Annotated in this window: 19 protein-coding genes; 11 read left to right on the top strand and 8 right to left on the bottom strand. The window is 70.9% G+C overall.

Features of this window, described 5'->3' with window-relative positions; genetic code table 11:
* Positions 1–284: 284 nt before the first annotated feature.
* A complete protein-coding gene (locus OV090_RS39355; RefSeq protein WP_267709987.1) occupies positions 285–1,010 on the top strand; it encodes a TetR/AcrR family transcriptional regulator in 726 nt (241 codons plus the stop codon).
* A gap of 179 nt (positions 1,011–1,189) precedes the next feature.
* Here OV090_RS39355 and OV090_RS39350 read toward each other — a convergent pair whose 3' ends face one another.
* Entirely contained in the window at positions 1,190–1,765 is a 576-nt protein-coding gene (locus OV090_RS39350) for a TetR/AcrR family transcriptional regulator (protein WP_267709986.1), read from the bottom strand.
* Positions 1,766–1,826: 61 nt separating this feature from the next.
* Between OV090_RS39350 and OV090_RS39345 the strand changes: the two genes are divergently transcribed.
* From OV090_RS39345 to OV090_RS39335, 3 genes are all read left to right on the top strand, one after another.
* Positions 1,827–2,528: a Coq4 family protein gene (locus tag OV090_RS39345; RefSeq protein WP_267709984.1), complete on the top strand. Its 702-nt coding sequence runs from the start codon at positions 1,827–1,829 to the stop codon at positions 2,526–2,528.
* A gap of 590 nt (positions 2,529–3,118) precedes the next feature.
* Entirely contained in the window at positions 3,119–4,003 is an 885-nt protein-coding gene (locus tag OV090_RS39340; protein ID WP_267709983.1) for an oxidoreductase, read from the top strand.
* 5 nt (positions 4,004–4,008) lie between these two features.
* Positions 4,009–5,007: an AraC family transcriptional regulator gene (locus OV090_RS39335; protein WP_267709982.1), complete on the top strand. Its 999-nt coding sequence runs from the start codon at positions 4,009–4,011 to the stop codon at positions 5,005–5,007.
* Positions 5,008–5,115: 108 nt separating this feature from the next.
* Here the strand turns inward: OV090_RS39335 and OV090_RS39330 are convergent, their stop codons facing one another.
* The 3 genes from OV090_RS39330 to OV090_RS39320 form a co-directional block, all read right to left on the bottom strand.
* A complete protein-coding gene (locus tag OV090_RS39330) occupies positions 5,116–6,300 on the bottom strand; it encodes an ADYC domain-containing protein (protein WP_267709981.1) in 1,185 nt (394 codons plus the stop codon).
* 561 nt (positions 6,301–6,861) lie between these two features.
* The gene (locus OV090_RS39325) at positions 6,862–8,061 is read right to left on the bottom strand and encodes an ABC transporter permease (RefSeq protein ID WP_267709980.1); all 1,200 of its coding nucleotides are present in this window, start codon (positions 8,059–8,061) and stop codon (positions 6,862–6,864) included.
* Positions 8,058–8,900: an ATP-binding cassette domain-containing protein gene (locus OV090_RS39320; protein WP_267709979.1), complete on the bottom strand. Its 843-nt coding sequence runs from the start codon at positions 8,898–8,900 to the stop codon at positions 8,058–8,060. Before OV090_RS39320 ends, OV090_RS39325 begins: the two co-directional genes overlap by 4 nt.
* Positions 8,901–8,949: 49 nt before the next feature.
* On the opposite strand from OV090_RS39320, the gene OV090_RS39315 reads away from it, so the two are divergent.
* From OV090_RS39315 to OV090_RS39295, 5 genes are all read left to right on the top strand, one after another.
* On the top strand, positions 8,950–10,032 hold the full coding sequence (locus OV090_RS39315) for a caspase family protein (RefSeq protein WP_267709978.1): 1,083 nt from the start codon (positions 8,950–8,952) through the stop codon (positions 10,030–10,032).
* Positions 10,033–10,070: 38 nt separating this feature from the next.
* Positions 10,071–11,105 carry a hypothetical protein gene (locus OV090_RS39310; RefSeq protein WP_267709977.1) on the top strand — a complete coding sequence of 345 codons (1,035 nt, stop codon included), beginning with the start codon at positions 10,071–10,073 and terminating at the stop codon, positions 11,103–11,105.
* Positions 11,105–11,977 (top strand): hypothetical protein, encoded by an 873-nt coding sequence (locus OV090_RS39305; RefSeq protein WP_267709976.1) that lies wholly within the window; start codon positions 11,105–11,107, stop codon positions 11,975–11,977. Before OV090_RS39310 ends, OV090_RS39305 begins: the two co-directional genes overlap by 1 nt.
* A 96-nt stretch (positions 11,978–12,073) precedes the next feature.
* The gene (locus tag OV090_RS39300) at positions 12,074–12,841 is read left to right on the top strand and encodes a hypothetical protein (protein ID WP_267709975.1); all 768 of its coding nucleotides are present in this window, start codon (positions 12,074–12,076) and stop codon (positions 12,839–12,841) included.
* Positions 12,842–12,865: 24 nt separating this feature from the next.
* On the top strand, positions 12,866–13,492 hold the full coding sequence (locus OV090_RS39295; protein ID WP_267709974.1) for a hypothetical protein: 627 nt from the start codon (positions 12,866–12,868) through the stop codon (positions 13,490–13,492).
* 128 nt (positions 13,493–13,620) lie between these two features.
* On the opposite strand, the gene OV090_RS39290 is transcribed toward OV090_RS39295, so the two are convergent.
* The 4 genes from OV090_RS39290 to OV090_RS39275 all read right to left on the bottom strand — a co-directional run bounded on the left by OV090_RS39290 (position 13,621) and on the right by OV090_RS39275 (position 21,110).
* Positions 13,621–13,980: a hypothetical protein gene (locus OV090_RS39290; RefSeq protein ID WP_267709973.1), complete on the bottom strand. Its 360-nt coding sequence runs from the start codon at positions 13,978–13,980 to the stop codon at positions 13,621–13,623.
* Between the two features lie 11 nt (positions 13,981–13,991).
* Positions 13,992–15,032: a hypothetical protein gene (locus tag OV090_RS39285; protein WP_267709972.1), complete on the bottom strand. Its 1,041-nt coding sequence runs from the start codon at positions 15,030–15,032 to the stop codon at positions 13,992–13,994.
* A gap of 213 nt (positions 15,033–15,245) precedes the next feature.
* Entirely contained in the window at positions 15,246–17,516 is a 2,271-nt protein-coding gene (locus tag OV090_RS39280; protein ID WP_267709971.1) for an MYXO-CTERM sorting domain-containing protein, read from the bottom strand.
* Positions 17,517–17,885: 369 nt separating this feature from the next.
* Positions 17,886–21,110: a M4 family metallopeptidase gene (locus OV090_RS39275; RefSeq protein WP_267709970.1), complete on the bottom strand. Its 3,225-nt coding sequence runs from the start codon at positions 21,108–21,110 to the stop codon at positions 17,886–17,888.
* Positions 21,111–21,237: 127 nt separating this feature from the next.
* Here OV090_RS39275 and OV090_RS39270 point away from each other — a divergent pair, with 127 nt between their 5' ends.
* Together OV090_RS39270 and OV090_RS39265 are read left to right on the top strand one after the other, a co-directional pair.
* Positions 21,238–23,346 (top strand): IPT/TIG domain-containing protein, encoded by a 2,109-nt coding sequence (locus OV090_RS39270; protein WP_267709969.1) that lies wholly within the window; start codon positions 21,238–21,240, stop codon positions 23,344–23,346.
* Positions 23,347–23,370: 24 nt separating this feature from the next.
* Positions 23,371–23,874: a hypothetical protein gene (locus OV090_RS39265; RefSeq protein ID WP_267709968.1), complete on the top strand. Its 504-nt coding sequence runs from the start codon at positions 23,371–23,373 to the stop codon at positions 23,872–23,874.
* Positions 23,875–23,910 lie beyond the last annotated feature (36 nt).

Below are 23,910 nucleotides of genomic sequence, written 5' to 3'. Positions count from 1 at the left end.
CGGCCGAGGTCCGAAGGGCGAAGGCGGGCGGGCCGAAGAAGCGGGGCGCGGCCGGGACCGGCGAGGAGCAGCGGGCGAAGGCGGGCGAGACGAAGAAGCGGAGTGCGGCCGGGGCCGGCGAGGAGCAGCGGGCGAAGGCGGGCGGGCCGAAGAAACGGCCTGCGGGACCGGCCGACGAGGTTCGACGGGCGAAGGCGGGCGGGCCGAAGAAACGGCCTGCGGGACCGGCCGACGAGGTCCGACGGGCCGAGGCGAGCGGGCCGAAGAAGCGGCGGGTCGGCGAAGTGGACGAGGTCCGACGGGCCAAGGTGGCCGGCGAACGCGTCGTGCGGGCGGGGAGCGAGCGTGGGCGAGGGACGGCGGCGGGCGCTCGCGTGGTGGCCGGCTCGCGCGCGCGGGTCGGCGAGGAGGGTGACGCGGGCACGCGGCGCCCGCGACCCGGGGCGGACGAGCGGCGGGCGGCGCTGCTCGAGGCGGCCTACGCGACGATCGCCGACCGCGGGCTCGAGGGCCTGCGCACGCGCGAGGTCGCGGCGCGGGCGGGGGTCAACATCGCCACGCTGCACTACCACTTCGGCAGCAAGGAAGATCTGGTGGTCGCGGTGATCGCCTACGTGCGCGAGCGGTTCGTCGCCGCCGGCGCCCGGGGCGGCGGCGACGGGGTGGCGGCTCACCTGGCGGCCGCAGGCGAGCTGTTCCGCGACGATCCGCAGCTCGGGCGCGTGATGCTGGAGCTGGTGTTGCGAGGCCAGCGCGACCGCGCGGCGCGGACGGCCTTCCGCTCGCTGCACGACTTCTGGGCCGGGATGATCGAGGCGCTGCTGCGCGACGGCGTGGCGCGCGGCGAGCTGCGGCAGGACCTCGAGCCGCGGGCCGGCGGGCGCGTGGTGACGTCGTTCGTGATGGGGGCGATGATCCAGCTGGGGGTGAACGCCAAGGCGTTCGAGTTCGCGGCGGTGGCCGAGGAGCTCGCGGGCTGGCTGGCGGCGCCGGCCCGGCGCGCGCGGTGACGCGCTGCATGGCGCATCGGACATGTTCTCGAGGTCATGCGCCTGAGCGCGCTCGCGGATGCGCCAGGCGGCTGGGCCGCGGCTCGGCGGACTCGGACACGAGGCGTAGGCGAGAGTCCAGGCCGCGAGGACGCTGATGTCCTCTTGGACATGTCCCTTCGAGCATCCGCCAGAAACGCTCAGCTGCGCGGGACCAGGCCGTCGAAGACGAGCTGCAGGGCCCGGGCGGCGCGGCGGCGGCGGGCGCCGACGGAGGGGGCGTGGATCACCACTGCGGAGACCATGGCGATCACGGAGAGCACGTCGGCGGCGACCAGGTCGCGCCGGATCTGCCCGGCCGTCTGGGCCTGGCGCAGCGGGGCCGCGAGCAGGCGGGTCATGCGTCGCCGCAGCGCCTCGAGGTCGGGGGCCGTGGGCCCGGTCATCAGCGCGGGGACCAGGGCGTGGCTGGCGATCTGCTGCTCGATGATGGCCGACAGCAGGATCGTGAAGGCGTCCGCGCGGCCGACGTGCGCGCGGGCGAGCGCCTCGAGGGTGGCGAGGTTGTGCTCGAAGATCGCCGAGCCGAGGGCGTAGCGGTCGGGGAAGTTGCGGTAGAGCGTGGCCCGGCCGACGCCGGCGCGGCGGGCGATCGCGTCGAGCGGGACGTCGAAGCCGGACTCGGCGAACACCTCGCGGGCGGCGGCGACCAGGCGCTCGCGGTTGTCGCGGGCGTCGCGGCGGCGGGGGGAGTCGTCCTGGGCGTCGGCGGCCACGGCGGGACTGTAAGCCGATCCGTAAGTGGACACCACTGTCCACTTCTGCTACGCCAAAGCCATGCAGCAGCCGTCCGTGCGCCCGCAGGAGCCCGCCGCGATCCCGAGCGTGCCGGAGGGGGCGTCCCTGGCGACGCGGATCCGCCTCGGCCTACAGGCGCTGAACGTGCTCAAGCACGACGCCGGGCACCCGATCTACGGGCCGCTGCTCAACGTGTGCATGGACAGCGACGTGTATCGCGGCCTGGCCCGGGCCTGGCGCAGCAGCGAGGCCGGGCGCCGGCTCCTGGCCGAGCGGCCCACCTTGCAGGGGCGCGAGCTCGACCTCGAGGCGCTGGCGCAGTTGCCCGCGGGCACGCTCGGGCACGAGTTCGTCCGCTACTTCCGGGCGAACGGCATCCAGCCGTTCGTCACCGAGTTCTTGGTCGAGAACGACCTCGACTACCTGGGCAAGCGCTACCGCGAGACCCACGACCTGTTCCACGTGATCACCGGCTACGCCACCGACGAGCTCGGCGAGATGGAGCTGCAGGCGTTCGTGCTCGGCAACCTCGGGATACCGTCGGCCGCGCTGGTGCTGGTGTTCTCGACCGCGCTCCGCGTCCGCCGCGACGGCGTCCGCGGGCTTGGGGCCTACTTCGCGCGCCTGCGCGCCGCCTACGGCCGCGGCCGCCGCTCGCGCGAGCTGCTCAGCGTGGCCTACGAGACGCTGTGGGAGCAGCCGGTCGCGGTCCTGGCCGAGCACCTGTGCGCGCCGGCGTGAAGCCGCGGGGCGCACAGCTCGCGTTCGTGGTGATCTGGTCTTCGGGACAGCTGCTCGCGAAGCCGCGGGCAGCGCGGAATCTCGCCGCCTGGTGGATCGACCTGGTCTTCGGGCCAGATGAGCGCGAAGCGGCGGGCGGCAGGGACTTCGGGTTATGGTCTTGGGGACATGGGATAGCGAAGCCGCAGGCGGCAGGGAACCTCGAGTCCCGGTCGCTCATGAACATGGCCTCAGGGACATTTTTTAAAGAGAAGTCGCGGGCAGCAGGGCGTCTCTCCGCCGGCGCTGGGACCTGGTCTTGGGGCCAGATGAGCCGAAGGCGCAAAGAGTCAGCGCCACCTGGTTGCCGGGGACGAGCTCGGTGACAGGGTCTTCGGGTCAGGTGTGCCAGCGCCAGGCCCAGAGCCGCAAGACGGGGTCGCGGTAGTCCTCGGTGTCCGTAAGAACGTTGTTTGGAAGGCGAAATTCGCCGACCTGGCCGCGTGGCGCAATCCGATAAAACTCTGGCGCGATCGGATTTTCCGCCCCGGCCGGCCGGGCGCATCCTGCCTTCGTGAGCCGAACGCCGGCTCCGAAAGGCTGAGAGAGAGATGTCCAAGGTCTGGCTCATCACCGGAGGTTCGCGCGGGCTCGGGTCCGAGAGCGTCAAGGCCGCGCTGGCGGCGGGGCACCGCGTCGTCGCCACCGCGCGGCAGCCCGAGCAGCTGGGCGCGCTGGTCGAAGCGCACCCGGAGCGGGCGCGCGCGGTCGCGCTCGACGTCACCGATCCGGGAGCGGCGCAGCGCGCGGTCGCGGCGGCGGTCGAGGCGTTCGGGCGGCTCGACGTCGTCGTCAACAACGCGGGTTACGCCAACGTCAGCTCGATCGAGGACGTGAGCGAGGCCGACTTCCGCGCCCAGTTCGAGACCAACTTCTTCGGCGCCTTCCACGTGACCCGGGCGGCGCTGCCGGTGCTGCGGGCGCAGCGGTCGGGCCACGTCATTCAGGTGTCGTCGATCGGCGGGCGCAGGGGCAGCCCGGGGCTCGGGTCCTATCAATCGGCCAAGTGGGCGCTCGAGGGCTTCTCCGAGGTGCTGCACACCGAGGTGCGCCCGCTCGGCGTCCGCGTGACGATCGTCGAGCCGGGCGGTTTTCGCACCGACTGGGCCGGCTCGTCGATGCGCTCCGACCCGATCCACGACGACTATCGCCAGACCGTCGGCGCGTTCAACGAGCGCGTGCGCCAGGGCCAGGACGGCTCGCGCGGCGACCCGGCGCGCGGCGGGCGGGCCATCGTGCAGCTGGCCGAGCTGCCCGATCCGCCGCTGCGGCTGCTCCTCGGCACCGACGCGCAGTTCCTGGCCAGGATGGTCGCCGCGCAGCGGGCCGCGGAGGACGAGCGGTGGGCCGCGCTCGGCGGCTCGACCGACTTCGACGGGTTGCCGCCGTTCGCCGACACGCCGGTGGCGAAGATGCTGCTGGCCGTGCGACAATGAGGGCGATGGCGGACCTGGTCCCCGTCCCTGGCGTGATGCTCGAGCGGCTGGGCGGGCTCGGCCTCGACGTCGCGCAGATCCTCGCCCGCGCCGGCGTCAGCCCGGCCGTGCTCGGGCCGCCGCGCGGGCGCCTCACCACCGCCGAGTTCTTCGCGCTGTGGGAGGCGATCGAGGCGCTGGCCGGCTCGCGCGACCTCGGGCTGCGGCTCGGGGCCGAGGCGATGCCGCAGAAGTTCGACATCGCCGCGCAGGCGGCGCTGCACTCGGCCAGCGTCGGCGACGCGCTGGCCAAGCTCGGCAAGTACAAGCGACTGGTGTGCCCCGAAGAGGTGATCGTCAGCGAGGTCGAGGGCGAGGCGCGGGTGCGTTTCCATTGGTTGCTGGCGGAGGGCGACCCACCGCGCTTCCTCGTCGACGGCACCTTCGCGTCGGTGCTGGCGATGCTGCGGCGCGGCGCGCACAAGCCGGTCACGCCGCTGCGGGTCGAGCTGACGCGCCGGCGCGCCGACGCGGCGCTGCTGACGCGGCACTTCGGCTGTCCGGTCCACTTCGACGCGCCCGTCGATTTGCTGGTGCTGCCGGCGGCCGCGCTGGCCGAGCCGTTCGTCACTCACAACGCCGACCTGCTGGCGCTGCTGCTGCCGGGCCTCGACGCCGAGCTGGCGGCGCAGGACCGCCGGCGCACGCTGGCCGACGATGTGCGGCTGGCGCTGTGCCGGCGCATGTGCGGCGAGCGACCCTCGGTCGACAAGGTCGCCCGCGACCTGCGGGTCAGCACGCGCACGCTGCAGCGGCGCCTGGAGGAGGCTGGCACCAGTTATCAGCGGTTGCTCGACGAGGTGCGCGACCAGGCGGCGCGGCGGTTGCTCACGCGCACCGACCTCGACGCCAGCCAGGTCGCGTTCCTGCTCGGCTTCGAGGAGCTGAACTCGTTCACGCGAGCGTTTCAGCACTGGGCGGGGACGACGCCGTCGCGCTTCCGGGCCCAGGCGCGCGCGTCGTGAGCGCCGGGCCGGCGAATCACGGGTGTCGGCGCCTGTGGTGATTCGCGAATGACGACACCCGGCGCGTCGCCAGCGACGGCCGGGTGCAGGGGCAGGGGGCGGGTATGATCAATCGTCGTGATCGTGGTAGCCCTTGCCGTGGCCCTTGCCGCAATCGTCGTCATCGTCGTCGTCGTCGTCGTCGTCGCTCTCGTCCTTGTTGAAGGTGCTGGTGATGAGGGCGCGGTGGTTCTTGAGCGAGCCGCAGTCGCCTATCGTCTTCGGCTTGCCCTTCTTGTCGAGGAAGCAGGCCGGGTAGTGGCCCTCCGCCTTGAGCGACTGCATGCGGATGTCGTTGAGGCAGTAGGCGCCGTCCGGGGTCCACTCGGCCTCGATGAACCAATCGGTGGTCGGCGACTCGATCTGCGGCGACAGGTGGTCCCACAGGTCGATCGCGTTGCCGTTGATCGTCCACGGCTCGCCGTTGCCGCAGTAGTCGGCGCGGGCCATGCGCGTACAGGCCTGGTGGTAATCGACCAGGGAAATCGGCCCGCACTTCTTGCCCTTCTCCCAGTCCTTGCAGCGGGTCGCGGACGCCCACGGGCGGTAGCCCCACAGGGTACACTTGGCCAGCACCGCGTTCTTGCAGGCGAAGGTGATGACGTTGTCGTCGTCGACCCGATCGCCGGTCTCGAGGTTCCAGTAGTTGCGCAGCGGCACCGCCGGGACCGGCAGGTTGTTCTCGTCGACGCACAGCGACTTCCACTGGCCGCCGTTCTTGGGCCGGTGGACGATATCGTAGAGGTAGACGTCGTCCTGCTCGGCCGACTGGTAGATGTTGTTGAAGCGCAGGACGTAATCCTCGTAGTGGTCGACGCCGTCGATGACGGTGCCGACGTGGAGGCTCCACTCCGAGCCGATGAAGTCCTTGCCGCTGACGGGGATCTGGGCGCCGTTCTTGACGATCTTGCCGGAGAAGAGGGTGCCGTTGAGCTTGATGCCCTGAAGGACGGGGCCCTGGAGGACGGGGCCGTTGAGCTTGATACCCTGGAGGACGGGGCCCTGGAGGACGGGGCCCTGAAGAACGGGGCCCTGCAGCACCGGACCCTGCAGCACCGGGCCGTTGAGGATGATGCCCTGGAGGACCTGGCCGTTGAGGACCGGGCCCTGCAGCACCGGCCCGTTCAGCACGGGGGCGTTGTACTCCAGCTCGCGCGCGCTCAACGCATCGGCGTCGCCGTCGGTGCCGTCATAACAGGACGCCCCGACACACAGCATCGAAGCCACCAGGATTACGCGATTCGAGTCCTTCATAACGCCCCTCCCATTCACCCAGCCACACTACCACGCCGGCGAGTACGCCAGGAAATGGTTTTTCGCGGTCAGCGCCGGGCGGCGTGTCTTACATATGCATAGAGTCGACCGCGCAGCCGCATGCCTGCAACATTGGCGTGATGTGAACGAAGGTTGCTCCAGCGGAGGAGAATGGCATGAGTGGGCAATTGTCCGGCGGACATATGTCCGTAGTCTCGCGCCATTGATGTGTCTCGCCGAATCACCATTCGGGGGCGACAGGCACCATTCGCAGCGGTCTCATGCGCATTCCGGCGCCGCCGACGGTCGGCCCAGCGGGGGGCAGCCCGGACCTCTCCGCCCCCACACGCACCTTTCACGACTGGGGGTTCTTCGTATATGCCACGATTGCGCCGCGCGATCGTCGCGGCTGCAGCGAACGGAGCGGCGAGACTCTCGCCCCCCGCGCCTCTATGTGCATACACGGACCGACCCGCTCACGGCCTGCGCAGTACCGTTCGCGCGGGCCTCACAACGACGAATCCCCCGCCCATGCGGGCACGGGGATCTCCTTCGTGCGCTTCACGAGCGGAATACGATGTCCTCGCGGGAGAACCAGCGGGCGCACGCCGCCATGCCGCCGGCGGCCAGCAGCAGCAGCGAGGCGAACACCAGCGCGAGGTGCAGCGGGTCGGCGGTGCCGGCGATGATCTCGCGGGTCGCCAGCGAGACGTTGAGGACCGGCACCACGGCGGTGACGAGGCCGAGGCGCACGCCCGGGGCCAGGGCGATCGCGGCGGGCACGACGACGACGATCATCAGCGGGCTGATGACGCTCATCGCCTCCTTGTAGGAGCGGGCGTAGAGCGACAGCATCAGCAGCGCGGCGGCGAAGAACACGCTGAGCGGCAGCAGCAGCGCCAGCACCAGGGCGATCGTGCCGGGCGCGAGGACGCTCTGGATGGCCGAGAGGACCGCCGGCGGGATGCCCTCGACGCCCTGCGCGACGCTGACGTACATGCCGACGGTGGCCAGCAGCGCGGAGGTGAAGCCGGTGAGGGTGACGACCGCGAATTTGCCGAGGGCGATCTGCAGGCGGCTGGCCGGCGACGACAGCAGGGTCTCGAGCGTGCCGCGCTCCTTCTCGCCGGCGGCCAGGTCGATGGCCGGGTACATGCCGCCGGTGAAGCAGAAGATGATGAACATGTACGGCAGGAGGCCGCCGAGCAGCTTGCCGAACAGCTCGCGCGAGCTGACGACGTCGGTGCGCTGGATGTCGAGCGGGTCGAGCACCCGCGGTTCGACGCCGAAGCTCCGCAGGCGCTCGTCGAGCAGCTTCTGCTCGAAGCGCCCGAGCGCCTGCTCGAGCCGCGTGCGCGGGATGTCGAAGTCGTCGCTCGACTTGTGCAGCAGCTGCAGCGGCGCCGGGTAGTACGAGGCCAGGAGGGCGCCGTAGCCGGCGGGGATGACGATCGCCGCGTCGAGCTCCTCGGTGCGCACGCGCTCGGGCAGGGCGGTGACGTCCTGGACCTCGGAGATCTCCAGACCTGGCTCCTGACGCAGGAATTCGGCCAGGCCGGAGCTCGCCTCGGTGTCGGCGACGGCGACCGCGAGCGTCTTGTCGCGCGCCTCGGCGGCCCGCGACTGCGAGAACTTGGCCATCCCCACCATCAGCAGCGGGAACAGCAGCAGCGGCACGACGACCATCGCCACCAGCGTTCGGCGGTCGCGGAGGGTGTCGCGCAGCTCCTTGCGGAAGACGACCCAGGCCGGCGAGCTCATGTCCGCACCCCCTCGGCGGCGTCGATGAGCCGCACGAATTCGTCCTCGAGCGTGCGCCGCTGGCCGCGCTCGTCGACGGCGCGGGCCAAAACCTCCTCGAGGCCGCCCATCGCCAGGACGCGGCCGCGGTGGAACACCGCCAGGTCGTCGGCCAGCATCGTCACCTCGCTCATGATGTGGGTCGAGAACAGGACGGTCTTGCCCTGGGTGCGGCAGTTCTGGATGAGCTGGATGATCGCCCGCGCGGCGATGACGTCGAGGCCGGAGGTGGCCTCGTCGAACACCACCACCTCGGGGTCGTGGATGATGGTGCGGGCGATCGCGACCTTCTGCTTCATGCCGGTCGACAATTGCGCCGCGCGCCGGCCGGCGTAGGCGTCGATGCCGAGCGCGCCGAACAGGGCGTCGCGCCGGCGCTTGTAGTCGGCCGCCCCGACGCCGTGCAGGTCGGCGGCGTAACGCACGTTCTCCTCGGCGGTCAGGCGCTCGTAAAGCTTGGTCGAGCCGGTGAGGAAGCCGAGCTTGCGGCGGGCCGCGACCGGGTCGGCGAGGGCGTCGACGCCCGCGATCGAGATCCGCCCGCCGTCCGGGCGGAGCAGGGTGGCGATCATGCGCAAAACAGTGGTTTTGCCGGCGCCGTTCGGCCCGAGGAGCGCGAATACGCGTCCCGGCGAGCAGCGAAAGCTGGCCCCGGCGACCGCCTGGAGGCTCGACGCGTTCGCGGCTCCAGGAGCGGGAGCAGGAGTATTGCCGGGAGCGGGAGACCCCGCGGCAGCCAGCTCGCGCCGTTGCTGGCGCGAGATCGGGAAGGATTTGGTGAGATCGACGACTTCGATCATCCGGGGGCTCGTTGACTGTAGCAGCGGGGCACGGATATGGATACTCCCCGTGTCGCGTCGCATCGTTTTACCCCTCGCCGCGCTGCTCCTGACGCCGGCCTGCAAACAACAGCAGATCGCCACCGCCACCCCGATCGATGAGCTCCCCCCGCTCATCATCCCCAGCGAGCTGCGCGTCGACGCCGGCTCGATGGGCTCCGGCGGCAGCGAGACGCAGCTCGCCAACAACGACCACCGCGACGACCGCGGCTCGGGCGGCTCCGACTGGCGGTCGGCGGCCGATCAGCCGAGCCAGCGGAACGGCGGCGGCGGCGGCGGTGGCGGCGGCGGCAAGGCGAGCGGCGGCGCGATGGTGTCGGCGTCGCCCCAGCCGACCGCGTACGCGCTGATCGTCGGCATCGAGAAGTACCGCGACGTGACGCCGGCCGGCGGCGCCCGCACGGACGCCGAGAAGTTCGCCGAGCTGGCCCGGGTCACCCTCGGCGTGCCCGAGGACAACATCAAGGTGCTGCTCGACGACCGCGCCAGCCGCACGGACATCGCCAAGCAGATGCGCTGGCTGCAGGCCAACGTGCCGAGCGGCGGCCGCGTGTACTTCTACTTCAGCGGCCACGGGGCGCCCGAGCCGACGTCCGGCGTCAGCTACATCGTGCCGTTCGACGGCGACCCGCAGTACCTGAAGGATACGGCGATCCCGATGACCGAGGTCCTCGGCGACCTCGAGAAGACCAAGGCGAAGGACGTGCTGGCGCTGGCCGACTCGTGCTTCTCCGGCGCGGGCGGCCGATCGGTCCTGGCCCCGGGGACACGTCCGCTGGTGCGCGTCGAGGACGTGAAGCCGCAGACCCGCGTGGCGATGCTGTCGGCCTCGTCGGGCGCGGAGATCTCCGGCCCCGCCGCCGACGGCTCCGGCGGGCTGTTCTCGAAGTACCTGATCGAGGCGATCGGCAGCGGCCAGGGCGACATCAACGGCGACGGCCAGATCTCGCTCAAGGAGCTGGCGGAGTGGATCGGGCCCCGCGTCAAGCGCGAGGCCAAGAAGGCCAACCGCGAGCAGACGCCGCACCTGACGCTGGGCAAGAAGCTCAGCGCGGCCGACGAGTTCATCGTCTCCTGGGGGTACTCGCGATGAGCCGCGCCGCGCTGCTGACCGTGACTGTACTTTGGGGCATGTCCCTCGGGGCATGTACGAAGCAGGGCTTCCTCGCCGCGCCCAAGGCCGACAGCGACGTGGCCGAGAAGATCGGCGGGTTCTCGTCCGACACCCACTTCCTGCTCGAGCCGACCGGCGACGCCGAGAACCTGCTCGGCCGCCAGGTGCGGGTGACCTCCGCGGGGGCGTGGACGATCGCCGACGAGCGCGCGCCCGGCTGCGAGGTGCGCGTCAAGGAGTCGTCGTCGAGCTACAAGAAGAAGTACCGCGTCGGCCTCGGCGACCTGACCGCGTTCGCCGGCGGCTACAAGGACATGCTGAAGCTCGAGGCCCGCTACGGCCGCTCGGTCGAGGCGGAGTACGAGATCCAGAACGTCAAGACGCTGACCGCCGACACCGAAGGGCCGTGCGGCGAGGTGATCGTCAAGTCGGTCCGCGTCGGCTCCGGCTTCCGCAAGCTGGTCCGCGCGGCCGAAGGCGCGGCGAAGGGCCGCGTGGGCAAGGGAGGGATCGGCGTCGAGGGCGGCCGCGAGGCGGCCACCGAGGCGCTCGACAGCATGGAGTGGGGCGACCCGCAGGCCTACGCGTTCAGCTACGACCGCGCGGCGCAGCAGAAGCAGTTCGACTTCTGGGTGAAGATGCCGGAGAAGCTGACCGACGGCGAGCCGATCCACTTCGAGTTCTCGGCCAACGAGACCGCGTACCTGATAGCGATCGTGCTCGAAGAGACGGGGATGGGCGCGGTGGTGTACCCCAGCGACGCAGTGCCGCTGGCGACCGTGAAGGGCAAGAGCAACCTGGTGCTGCCGAGCCCCGACGAGAAGGGACTCAAGGCCCAGCTCCGCGATCCGAAGACGGCCGCCCGCGAGACGCTGGTGGTCTACGCGTTCACGCACCGCGAAGACTTCGACCGCTTCAAGCCGGCGGCGATGGACGCGGGCGAAGGTCTGGCCTACGCCGAAAAACTAGAGAAGGCGCTGTCCCAGGTGCCCATCTCCCGCTGGTCGCGGGTGACGAAGTCGTACGAGATCGTGCCGAAGGATGGCGAGTGATGCTGCTGCAGGTGCTCAAGGACATGCACTCTTCTTTTCTGAAAGAGACAGGACGCAAGCTGGGCCGCGCGGCGGTGGCGACGATCTGTGCGACGACGCTGGCGATGCCGTCGGTGGCGATGGCGACGGAGCCGGAAGGGCCGGAGCCGTCGACCGCCCAGACTTCGGAAGACCTCAACCCGCAGGCGCAAAAGCACGCGACCAAGGCGGTCGAACATTTTAAAAATGGGGCGTTCGTCGACTCGGAGGAAGAGTTCCGCCGGGTGGCCTTTTTCGCGCCGAACTGGCGGCCGCTGCACTTCAATCTGGGTGTGCTCGCGGAGGCGCAGGGGAAGCTCGGGACTGCCGTCAGCGAGTACAAGGAGTTCCGGCCGCACGGGTCGCCCGACGAGCAGATGGTCGTCGATCAGCGGCTCGATGAGCTGGGGCGGCGGAAGATGAAGATCTCGGGGGCGTACAAGCGGCAGATCGCATTGAGTGCGGGTGCGATGATCCTCGGATTCGGCAGCCTCGGCGGGGCGGGAGCTCTGTTCGCCATCATGGCGCGCAATGGCAACCGGGCTGAGGAATACAACGACGCGGCTGATCAAGCCGAGGCGATGATTCCGGACTATGCGGCCAACCCCGACTACCAGACTGCATTGCAGCAACAGGCGAACGATTTCCGCGCGGAGGCGACCGACCTGACCAAGCGCCGGACCGGCATGCTCTACGGCGGCGTCTACCTGGCGATCTTCGGTCTCCTCCTGGTCGCGTACTCGATCATCCCGTTGCGCAACGCCATCAAGTCGAAGCGGCAGCTCGACGGCATCAACCTCGGCAAAACTCGCCTCAAGTGGAACGGCGGGGCCGGGGTCACGCTCCGCTTCTGACCTTCGGGACATGGCGTGCAGGACATGATGCAGAGGGAAGCCGACTTGCAGACCGCCTTGCGCGCCTCCGGAATGAGAATGTGGGTCTTTTCAGACATGTTCTCCGGGACATGTCGCCGCTTCGGCCGCGCGCTCGTGGCGGGCGCGTGCGCGGCGTCGCTGGCGCTGCCGGCGAGCGTCCGCGCGGCCGAGCCGGAGGGGCCGGCGCCGTCGACCGCGGAGACTTCGGACGAGCTGAACGACCAGGCCCAGAAGCACGCGACCCGAGCCGTCGACCATTTTAATAAGGGGAACTACGTCAACGCCGAGGAAGAGTTCCGCCGCGTCGCCTTCTTCGCGCCGAACTGGCGACCGATGCACTTCAACCTGGCGGTGCTGGCGGAAGCGCAGGGCAAGCTCGGCACCGCCGTCAGCGAGTACCAGGCGTTCCGCCCGCACGCTTCGCCGGACGAGCAGCTGGTCGTCGATCAGCGCATCGACGAGCTCGGCCGGCGGCGCATGCGGATCGCCGGCGCCTACAAGCGGCAGATGGGGCTCGGCGCGGGGACGCTGGCGCTGGGACTCGGCGGGCTCGGCGGCGGCGTGGCGATGCTCGTCATCCACGTACAGCGCAAGGAGGCGTACGAGGAGGCGCAGGCCTGGAACACGATGCATTTGATGGGGCCCCTGATGGACGCGAAGAAGCCGAGCGGCGCGCTGGTCGCCGGCGGCTACTGGATCGGGCTGTTCGGCATCATCTTGGCCGGCGTCGGCGTCGGCTTGCTGGTCCAGTCGGTCAAGTCCAAGCGCAAGCTCGACAGCATCGCCCTTGGCAAGACCCGCCTCCAGTGGACCGGCGGGGCCGGGGTGCGGCTCCGCTTCTGACGAATCTTTTGAGATTATAAGAAGATGACGGACAGGACAGGTCCGAAGGGAAAGGGCGTCAAGGACATGGCGCGGAAGACAGGTTCCAAGGGGAAGGGCGGCGCCGAGAGCCTCGACGCGCTGGTGTACGGGCTGATCGCCGCGGCGGCCGAGCGCGACCTCGGGGCCGTCTACGGCGCGGCGCCGGCGGCCGCGATCGACGAGCTGGTGGCGGCGCTGCGGCCGGCGGTCGAGTTCGTGCCGCCGCCGAGCTGGCGCGCGTTCATGGCGGCGTTCGGCTCGCTGCGGGTGCTCGACGCGGCCGGCGAGGTAGTGGACCTTTGCGTGTACACGCCGCGCGAGGCGGCCGCGCACACGCGCGAGCACGTGCGCGTCGGCCCGGAGGTGCGGTGGGTCGACGACGACGGCAGCGAGCACGCGATCACGACCGACCACCTGGTCGCGTTCGCCGACGCGGGCGGCGGCGGGCACTGGTGTTTCGACACCAGCGCGCCCGGCCCCGAGCACGCCGTGTGCTGCCATCACCCGGAGGAGCCGCTGTTCGCCCGCAAGCGCGAGGGCGGCGGGCGAGTGTCGGCGGAGGCCCATGAGTTTGCAGATTTCACCGCGTGGCTGCGCGGCGAGATCGGCGAGTTCATGCGGGCTTCGTAGCCAGACACTGCGTCACTGCGCGGCTAGCTCGGCGAGCTCATGCGGATCTCGTAGCCAGACTCTGCGGGGCCGCGCGGCGAGAACGACGAATCATGCGAGCCTTGTAGCCAGATTTTAAAAAGGCGGAGTTACCGAGGGCGCGGCATGCCCCCGAGCTCGTCGAGATCGACGAGGAGCGACTGTGCGAGCTGCATGCTCTCCGCGAGCTGCTTGCTGACACTCGCGCTCGCGCGGAGGCGCCTGCCGTTCTTGCCGATCCGCGTCTCCAGCCGCGTGCGCCCGGGAATGGGTGGGGGCGGGTCGAACCACTGCCACAGCGCGGCGTGTTTCTCGACCTTGGGCAGGGACGCGCCGCGTCGCTCCGCGTGGGTGAGGGCGGCGTGAAATGCGGCGTAGTAGGCACGGCTGACCGCGCTGCGGTGTGCGGCTACATCCTCTCGAGTGGCGAGCTCGACGGCCAGCCCATGGAATGTCATCCAGTCGAACATGGAGTTCAAGCTCAGACTCGACGGAGATCGACCACGATCTCGATGTTGGACGCTCGCGCCGCGTCGAACCACCACGCTTCGTCGAAGCGCTCCAGGGCTTCCGGGGCGCCCTGTGCGTCGGCGGTGACGCAGACGTCGACTGCGAGCTCGTCCCTGGCCCCGTCGGTGTGAAGGTTCGGGCGAAGGCGCAGGTGATCGATGCTGCCGCCGAAGAACTTGGGCAGGTTGGTAGCGATCTCTCGCAGCAAGGGCAAGGTTGCCGGCTCGCGCGTCAAGATGTCGGCCAACGCGTCGGGCTCCAGCCAGACGAACGAGAACAGCAGCGATGCGATGGGGGTCGAGCGCTCTTCTCGCAGCGCTGGTGCGGACCGGTGCTCGTAGTGTGCGAGGAGTTGCTCGTGGCCCTGGCGCCACAAACGAACGGCGAGCTCCGCCATCCAGAGAGGCATCGTCCTGCCTGTGTCGGCGGCGACGGCCAGCACGAACATGGCGCCGGTGGAGCGGAGAACAGCGAGCCCTACGCGACGGTCCTGGGGGGAGAGTCGGGGGCCGCCCAGTTCCGCGATGCCCGCGGCCGCCAGCTGCTGTGGGTCGTATTGCGACAGCGCCTGAGTCTGGCGGACGAATTCCGAGTCAGTCGGGCCGACCAGAAGTCGCGCGAGCTTTGCCGCGTCCTCGAAGCCGTGCCGGAGCTCGTCGCGGAGCTCTTCTGTCGTCACCAAAACGGAGGCGTCGACCGATTCGTCGGTGCGAGCGGAGAAGTCGGCGAGCGCGGCCGTCAGGGCTTCACCGTCGAGCTCGCGCATCATAGCGACGAGTCGTGCCAACCCTTCGGTGCGACACAGCTCGGTGTCGAGTGCGGCGAGGAAGGACTCTTCCGAACCACAGGCGAGCAGCCGTTCGGCGGTGGGGCGCATGACGGCGTCGAGTTCGCGGACCTGCTCGAGAATCGGCGATTCTTCCGCCTCGGCGGGGGGCGTAACGCTCGCGGATACGACGAGCGGAGCAGAACTCACCCCCCAGAGAAACAGGGCAAGCGCAGGGGCACGCATGCAAAGGAGCATACGGCGGCTGAGCTCCCCCGGCAATCGCTACAGGTGGGTTATTGCTCTCCAAGGAAGTTGCCAACGCTCGTCGTGGGGCACCAACGCGTGTTGGTAGAGCCTCCGCAGTGAGCGCCGCTGTCGGTCGCGGGGCGTTTGGCTCGACTGTTTCGGCCAGCAAGCACGACGCCGCGATTGACCTCGGTGGGTCGCGTGCGTCGATCAGCAGCGGCGGCGACGGCGAGCGAGGGCTGCGAGCGCGAGCAGCAGCGCGGGGCCGGGGGTGCGGGAGCTGTCGCTCGTGCAGCTGCAACTTTCGGGCGGCTCGGAGCCGCCGGTGCCGGCGGGGTCGGTGGTGGAGGTGCTGCTGCCGGTGCTCGCGTCCGACGTTTCGCCGGGGCCCTGCGTGGTGGGTGGGCCGTCGCTGGTCGGGACGAGGGTGGTCGCGGTCGACGTCGTCGAAGTCGAAGTGGTGGGGTCGAGGGTGGTGGTCGAGGTCGAGGTCGTACCGGTGAGCGCGTCGGTGGTCGAGGTGGTCGAGGTCGAGGTCGCGTCGGTCGTCGTGTCGCTGGTGGTCGAGGTGTCGCCGGTGGTGGTGGTCTCGTCGCCCGTGGTGGTGGTCTCGTCGCCGGTGGTCTCGTCGGGCGGCTCGAGGAAGCAGTTGGGCTTGCAGCCGTCGTTCACGGCGTTGTTGCCGTCGTCGCACTGTTCGCCGGGGTCGACGATGCCGTCGCCGCAGCGGCTCTGGACGACGCACACGCGGGTGTCACAGCACGGGTCCGCGGGCAGTGGGTCGGCGATCGCCGCCAGCGCGAGCTCGAGCTGCATCTGGTTCTTGGCGTGAAAGTGCGGGAGGAGCCCGCCCGAGCCCCAGCTCGCCATCGCCGCGAGCTGGGCCTGGGCCTGCGGCGTGCTGACGATGTCGCCGAAGCCGATCACGCGGGTGGTGACGCCGACGGCGTGCATCGCCTCGAGCGGGGCCTGGACCGCGGCGTCGCTCGAGTTGTAGGCGCCGTCGACGATGAGGATGTTGATGAACGGCGTCGCCTCGGTGCACGGCATGGCGGCGTCGTCGGCCAGGCAGGCGGCCTTGTAGGCGGTGAAGTGGTCCTGCACGAGCTGCAGGCCGAGGTGCAAGTGGGTGCCGGAGCCGGTGCAGGCCTCGGGGTTGTTGGGGTGGTGGTCGCAGCGCGGCATGTGACTGACGACCGGCTCGGTGAACGGCGGCTCGGCCTGGTCGCCCGTTTTAAAGGTCCAGGTGAGCGGCGGGCCGCCCCATGGATCGAGGCAGCCGGGCGGCTCGCACGAGGTCTCGGGATCGAGTGCCCAGTCGAATTGGGACCGGTGGCACAGGCCGTAGTCGACGAGCAGCTTCTGCTCGCCGGGGGCGGGCTCGTGGTGGCCGAACACTGCCAGGCCGAACAGGGTGAAGTGCTCGCGCGTGCTGGCGAGGACGGGCCGCTGGAAGAGCGGCACGGGGAAGCCGCTCAGGGCGTCGCGCACCTGGTCCCAGCCGGTCGTGCCCATCGGGCCGGCCTGGGTGAGTCCGTTGATGTTGAGCATCGACGACGAGGCGTCGAGCAGGACCATCGCCCGCGCCATCGCCGGGCTGCACCGCGGCAGCCGCACCTGGGCCGAGAAGTCGTCGACGACCGCTCCGAGCGCGCTCCGCAGGCCGTCCGGGTAGAGGCCGAGGCGCGCCGGGCCGGTGCCCCCGGCGACGCCGATCGCGTCGGCCCAGGGTTCGTCGGCCGCCTCGCCGAGCGCGAGCACGTATGTCCGAACGGACATATTACTATTATTAAAGAGGTCGGCGGCGACGAGGGCGGGGTCGGCGGTCGCGGGGGCCAGCGGCGTGGTGCCGGATGGATCGGTCCACGGGCCGTCGGTGACGAGCACGATCGCCGCGTCGCGGGTGTCGAGGTCGAGCGGGTGGTCGGCGGCGGTCTGCTGCAGGTAGGCCTGCGCCCGCGCGAGCGCGCCGCCGGTCCACGACTCGATGCCGTCTTGCTGGCCGCCGAGGGGCGACTGGACGGCGAGGAGCGCGTCCTTCACCGCGTCGCCGTTGCACTGCAGGTAGGCCTTGTCGGGCGCGAGCGGATCGTAGAAGCCGAGGTCGAGGTGCTGGCCGTCGAGCAGGCCGGAGGCGTCGCCGGCGATCGCGGTGCCGGGAGCGCCCGGGTCGGGGTCGTGGCCGAAGCGCAGCACGCCGATCTGCAGCTGATCCGTGAGCAGGTCTTCGTCGACCGCGAGGGTGTCGACGAGCGCATCGACGGCGGCCTCCCAGCGGGTCTGGTTGCCGCTGAACGGGCTGTTCATCGAGGTCGAGTAGTCGAGCACGAACAGGAGGAGCGGCTTCTTCACCGCGCAGGTGGCCTCGTCGACGCAGGCCGCGGCGGCGGGGGTCGCGGCGCCGAAGAAGGTCAGGCCAGCCGCGAGCACTGCCGGGCGGAGGGCGGTCGTCTGCGGAGCGCGGGGCGTACGGTGTCTCATCGGCGGGTCTCCATCCACATCGAGCCAGCTTGCATGAGAGCAGGACGCCGCGCCGATGTCCATCGGCCTCGCGCGTGAGGCCGGCGTCGCCGCGCGCGGTGCAGAAGAACCGTGGGGCTGAACGGAAATCGCGGCTCGTAGCCATACGAGCCGCGCACGCGCTCGTCCGGCGAGGTAGGTCCGAGCGACGAGGGTTGACGACATCGGGGACCTGAGTCCCGATGACGCGTGCGCCTGTCGACGCGCGGAGCCGGTTTGGACGTGCTCCGAGCGAATGCACGAAGAGCCTGGAAGAACATGTCTTAGGGGTCATGTCTCACCGGCCTGGTCCGCGAGCCGGTTCGGACATGCCCCGAAGGACATGTTCTATCAGCCATGCTTGCGGCGGCGTCGCAGGAGCAGCAGCGGGGCGGCGAGCAGCAGCTGGCGCCAGTCGACGGGGGCGTCGCTGCGGCAGGTGCAGGTGATCGTGCCGACCTCGCCGGCGGTGGCGGTGTCGGGGCTGGGCTCGCCGCCAGTGCCGTCGGTGCCCTCGCCGCCGCTCGACTGGCCGCCGGTGGTGGGGTCGTCGGGGCCGGGGCCGGGGACGCAGGCGAAGCCGCCGTCGTCGCTCGCGCCGCAGCTGGGGGTCATCGGCGTGGCCTCGCAGTCGGTGGTGACGAGGCCGTCGTCGGGGTCGCAGAACTTGAGGACGGCGCCGTCGCAGGCGCCGGCCTCGCCGACGTCGCCGCACGGGTTGCAGTCGGCGCCGTCGGAGCCCTCGGGGCACAGGTCGGGGACGTCGCAGCTGCCGTCGTGTTCGTAGGGGCACCAGTCGGCCGGCGCCTCCGGCAGCGCGCCGGAGTCGGGGTCGACGCAGCTGTAGCCGGTCTTCGCGTCGACGAAGCCGCACTCCTTGCCCTGCTTGACGCAGTAGACCTCCTGCGTGACGCCGGTCGAGCCGTCGCAGTAGACGAGGACGTCGCCGACGCACTTGCCGTGGTAGGTGCTGCCGCCGGGGACGTCCTTGCAGGTCGCCTTGGTGTCGACGTTCTCGGCGCAGTAGGGGTCGACGAGGCAGGCGCGGGTGCCGTCGGACACGCTGGCGCAGCAGTCGTAGGCGCTCTCGCAGTCGCCGCCGGCCTTGCACTCGTGCGAGCAGAAGCCGGTCGGCGCGTCCTGCTCGGACACGCAGAACGGGTTGTTCGCGCCGCACTCCTGGTAGCCGTCGGCGTCGCAGGTGGCGGCCGCGCCCTTGCCGTTCGGGTTGAGGCAGTCGTAGCCGACGATCGAGTCGAACTTGCCGCACTCGAGGCCGTCGCCGCCGCAGTCGACGCTGACGATCTCGTCGTCGGGCGCGCCGACCTGGCAGTAGACCAGGGTGTCGCCGTCGCAGCGGCCGAAGAACGACTCGTTGCCGCAGGTGCCGGCGATCACGACGCAGTTGCCGTTGCCGTCGTCCTCGAAGTTGTCGTTGCAGGCGCAGGTGTAGTCGGCCTGGTTCTGCGGGTCGGCCCACTCGGGGTGCGCGTCGTCGGGGCAGTCGCTGTCGACCGGCTCGCACTCGCCGTCGGGAGCGTTCGGCGCGCCCTCGAAGCCGGGGTCGCACACGCACTGCTTCTTGGCGGCGCTCCAGCCGGAGTCGAGCGGGCAGCCGTTCTCCTCGGCGACGCACTGGCTGCCGTCGGCGTTCGGCTTGAAGCCGTCCTGGCACAGACACAGGCCGTTGGCCTCGATCGCGTTGGCGGGGCACTCGACGCCGCCGAGCGCGACGCAGGCGGTGCCGTCGCCGCTGGGCACGAAGCCGGGGTCGCAGTAGCACAGGCCGTCCTTCTCGGAGGCGTCGTCGGGGCAGCCGTCCATCGGCACGTCGCTGGCCGCGAGCACGCCGACCGCGACCCACGCCTCGGCGGTGGCGGTGCAGTCGCCGGCGGTGGCCTGGCCGAGCGCGATGAGCTCCTTGCAGGCGGCGACTGTCCCTTGGGCCATGTCGACGAAGCTGGCCTGGCTGCCGATGTGGCCCTTGTAGAGGGTGCGGTACCAGACCTTCTCGACCAGCTCCTTGCTGCGGGCGGTGGCGAGGCGGTAGGCGGCGTGGTTGGGGATCCCGCTGTTGATGTGGACGCCGCCGAAGTCGTCGGCGCCCTTGTACAGCTGGTTCATGTGCTTGGGCTGCTGGCCGAGCTCGGGGTCGACGAAGCTGCGCGCGAACGGAGCGCCGAAGCCGGGGCCGACCACGTCCTCGCCGAGGGTCCAGTCGTCGCGGTCGATCATCATCGCCATGACGTCGGCGAAGCTCTCGTTCAGCGCGCCGGGCTGGTTCTGATAGACGAGGTTGGCGGTGCCGGTGATGACGGCGTGGCTGTACTCGTGGGCCGAGACGTCGAGCGAGCGCGTGAACTCCTTGAAGATCAGCTTGTCGCCGTCGCCGATCGCCATGAGCTTGTTGTACGGGTCCCAGAAGGCGTTGTTGTAGGCCTTGCCGTAGTGGATCAGCTGCTCGACGGCGGCACCCTTGCCGTCCCACGAGTTGCGGGCGTGGGTGGCCTGGAAGTAGTCGATGACCTTCTGCATGTGGGCGTGCGCGGTCGCCTCGGCGGCCGTCCACGCGGTCTTGGTCTTGCTGGTGGCCAGCGCGGCGTTGCCGGGCAGATCGCTGTTGCCGGCGTCGAGCGTCTGCAAGGTGGCGGCGGCGAGGCCCTTGCTGCGGTCGTAGAGGCCGTACTCGGCCTTGTCCTGGTAGTGCGACAGCCGCAGGGTGACCTGCTTGCCGAAGTGATCGGTGGCGGTGCCGGTGGTCGGCGTGACTGTCTCGGTGGCGACCAGCGGACGGCGGGCGAGGACGCTGCCGTGCTCGGCGTCGACGTAGGTCTCGAAGTGTTGATAGCCGCCTTCGGCGAGGTCGACGGTCTGGATCAGGCGCCAGGCGAGGACGCCGCCGCGGTCGTGGCTCTGCGGCCAGACGCCGAGCTCGGCGGGGCCGCGATCGACCGCGCGGCGATCGGCGGCCTCGGGGCCGTTGTGCCGGCGGGCGCGGGCGCGGGCGGCGTCGGCCCCGAACTTGATGACGAGCGGCGGATCGAGGCGCCCGAGGTTCTGCGCGGCGATCGAGGTGAGAGCGCCGGCCGCGTCGAAGTGCGCCTTGACCTCGGCGCCCCACACGGGGAGGCCGCGGAAGCGGACGTCGTGGTGCAGCGCGAGGTCACCGGCGTCGCCGTGGATCACCTGCGACTGCACGAGCTCGACGTCCCCGGACGCGCCGGCGAGGCCGAGGACGTCGCGGTGCTCGGCGAGCATGGCCTGGGCCGCGCGCACGCCGACGCCGTGCGGGTTGGCGACGCGGCCGTCGAACCGCCGCAAGGTGCCGTGCGCGGGGTCGAGGCGGACCTGCGCCGGTTCGCTCGAGCGCGCGGCGAGGTCGACGAGGGCGGTCCGCACGAACGGCGCCGGGGCGGCGGCCTTGCCCGCCTGCGCGAGGGTCAACGGCCGGGGCCGCGCGGCCGGGTGATCCGCGGCGACGACGCGCGCGAGCGGCTTGCCGAGCCGCTTGGGACCGCCGCTGCCCTTGCCGGTCGGCTCGGCGGCGCTTGCCAGCGGGAGCATCGCGAGGGACACGAGCGAGGCGGTACACAGCGAGAGTCGACGCGTCATACGGCGCGGCGAGGATACCTTGACGATCGCCGGCTCGCGGGGCGAATCTTCGCCGGTGCGCGTCACGACGTGGTCGGGTTCTGGAGCGAACGTGATCGGCGCGGCGATCGGCGTCGCCATCTGGCTCGGCAACGCCGCGCCGTTGCAGGCCGAGCCGCCAGCCGCAGAGGCTTCTGCAGCGCCGACGCTGCAGGCAGTCACGCCGGCCGAATTCGGCGCCGGCGCGACGATCACGATCACCGGCTCGAACTTCGCCGAAGGCGACGTGGTGCTGTTCGACGCGATCGCGCTCGAGGGCGTGACGATCGCGCCGGGCTCGATCACCGCGACGGTGCCGCTCAAGACCAAGAGCGCGAAGAAGCTGATCCTCAAGCGGGCGAAGAAGAAGGTCGCCGAGCTGGCGATCACCGGCTTCGTCAAGGCGCCGGCGCTGACGTCGGCGTCGCCGAAGTTCGCGGCGCCCGGCGAGGTCGTCACGCTCAAGGGCAAGAACCTCGATCGCGTGACGACGCTGACGCTCGCGGGTGCGCCGGTGAAGGTCGACGAGCTCGGCGCGACGTCGCTCCGCTTCACCGCGCCGGCGGGGACCACCGGGCCGCTGGCGGTGAAGAGCGTCGGCGGCGAGGCGGCGCTGAAGCAGAACTACGAGATCTTCTACGCCCCGGCGCTGACTGGGGCGAGCCCGGCGGCGGCGTTCGAGGGCGACAGCGTGACGCTCACCGGCAAGCACCTCGAGGCGGCCAAGTTCAAGCTCGGCAGCAAGCCGCTCAAGGCGTCCGAGCAGGCCGACGCCAAGGCGACAGTGACGATCGCCAAGGGCGCCAAGTCGGGCGACCTCAAGGCCGAGGCGCGCAAGAAGGGCTCGGCGGTGGCGTTCACGGTGTACCCGACGCCGCTCCTGACGACGGTGCCCAAGGAGGTCGGCGCGCCGGGGACGCTGAAGATCAGCGGCAAGAACCTCGACGCGGTCGCTACCTGGCGTTTGGGACAGGTGGTTCTGGTGCCCGAGGCGCCGGCCGGCAAGTCGAAGGTGACGCTGACGCTGCCCGACAGCGCGCCGACCGACCAGCCGCTGGTGGCGGTGTCAGAGGGCCGCGAGTTCGCCAGCAAGAAGCCGGTCGCGGTGATCAAGACGCCTGTCGTGGAGGCCATGTCCTATTGGACAGGTCCCGAAGGCAAGGGGGTGGAGGGCGAGATCCGCGGGCGCGAGCTGACCGACAAGACGAAGTTCACCCTGGCGGGCAAGAGCGTGAAGACGACGTTCGTCGATCCGACGCGGGTGACGTTCGCGCTGACGAAGGCGCCGAAGGCCGCCGAGCAGGCGCTGCAGGCCAAGACCGGCAAGTACAAGGGGCCGGCGTTGACGGTCGACGGGGCGGCCGGGGGCTACAGCGCCGGGCCGGCGCGGCTCGCCGAGATCCTCGCGGCCGGCGGGGCCGGCTACTCGGCGAGCGCGGTCGCGGCCGACCTCGCGGTCAGCCAGCGCCAGCCGGACCGCGGGGCCGAGCCGCTCAAGGCGCTCGGGCGGGCGGCGACCAGTCCCGAAGGACAGGCGGAAGTCGCCGCAGTGGGCCGGCAGATCGCGCTCGACCTGCGCCGCTTCACGGTCGCGCAGGTGGCCCTGTGCGCGCAGATGACGGCCGGCAAGACGCAGGCGCAGGCGGAGGCCAACGCGGCCCTCGGCGACGACCTGCGCGCCAGCCAGAAGCACATGCAGGCGCTCGCGGGGCAGCTGCGCGAGCTGTGGTCGGGCCTGCCGCTGGCGGCCACCGCGAGCGACGCGAGCACCGGCCTCGCCGAGGTCGACGCCGAGGTCGCGGCGGCCACCGCGGCGCGGGCCCAGGTCGAGGCGGCCTGCAAGAACAAGTTCGTCGGCAGCGGCAAGCTGCTGAGCGAGGCCGGCGCGGTGGCCAAGGTCGACCTGCCGGCGCTGTACGGGGAGGCGATCAAGGGCGCGTTCGGGGCGGTGCTGGCCGCCGGCAAGACGTGGCCGGCGGTCGAGGGCGAGGTGTCGACGCGCCTCGGCGGGCTGCCGGCGGCGCGCAAGAAGCAGTGGAAGGATGTCCTCAAGGCCAGCAAGTCGGCGGTCGAGGGCGGGGCCGCGGCGACCACCGGCAAGGGCGCGCGCGGCGACAAGCACGTCGAGCCGCAGGCCAAGCCGAAGAGCAACACCGGCAAGGGCAAGGGCAAGGCGGGCTGAGGCCGCGCACGGAGGCGAGGATCGATGAGACTTCGGGGCAGGTTCCTTGGGACATGTGCTTTGGTGCTGGCGGTCGCGTGCGGCGACGACGGCGAGGCGACCACCGACAGCGGCGGCTCGACGACGGGCACGCCCGGGGCGACGCCGGGCGAGGTCGAGCTCGTCGGCCAGGTCGACGTGATCGACCTGTGCGGCACCAGCGGCGCGACCGCGGTGTCGTTCCGCGCGACCAAGATCGGCTGCGAACAGCCGAAGCCGGCCCCGTGCACGATCAAGGTCGATCCCTTCGAAGAGGTGGTCGGCGACGCCGCCACCTGTCCCGCGAGCCAGAACGCCGCCGAGATGCGGGTGGTCGTGAAGTCCGCCGGGCGCTGGCAGGTCGAGGCCCGCGCGCTCACCGACTCCGGCTACGTCGGCAAGTGCTTCGGCCCGGGCACGGAGGAGGTCACTCTGGTGACGAAGGCCCAGGTCGAGGCCGGGACGACGATCGCCGTGAACGGCCGCTCCGGACCCTGCCCGCCGCCCTGAGCGCCGAGCGTCGGCCGCCCCGAGAGAGCAGGACGC

Source organism: Nannocystis sp. RBIL2 (assembly GCF_026626745.1).
Lineage (GTDB): Bacteria > Myxococcota_A > Polyangia > Nannocystales > Nannocystaceae > Nannocystis.
This window is presented reverse-complemented; position numbering and strand designations above follow the sequence as displayed.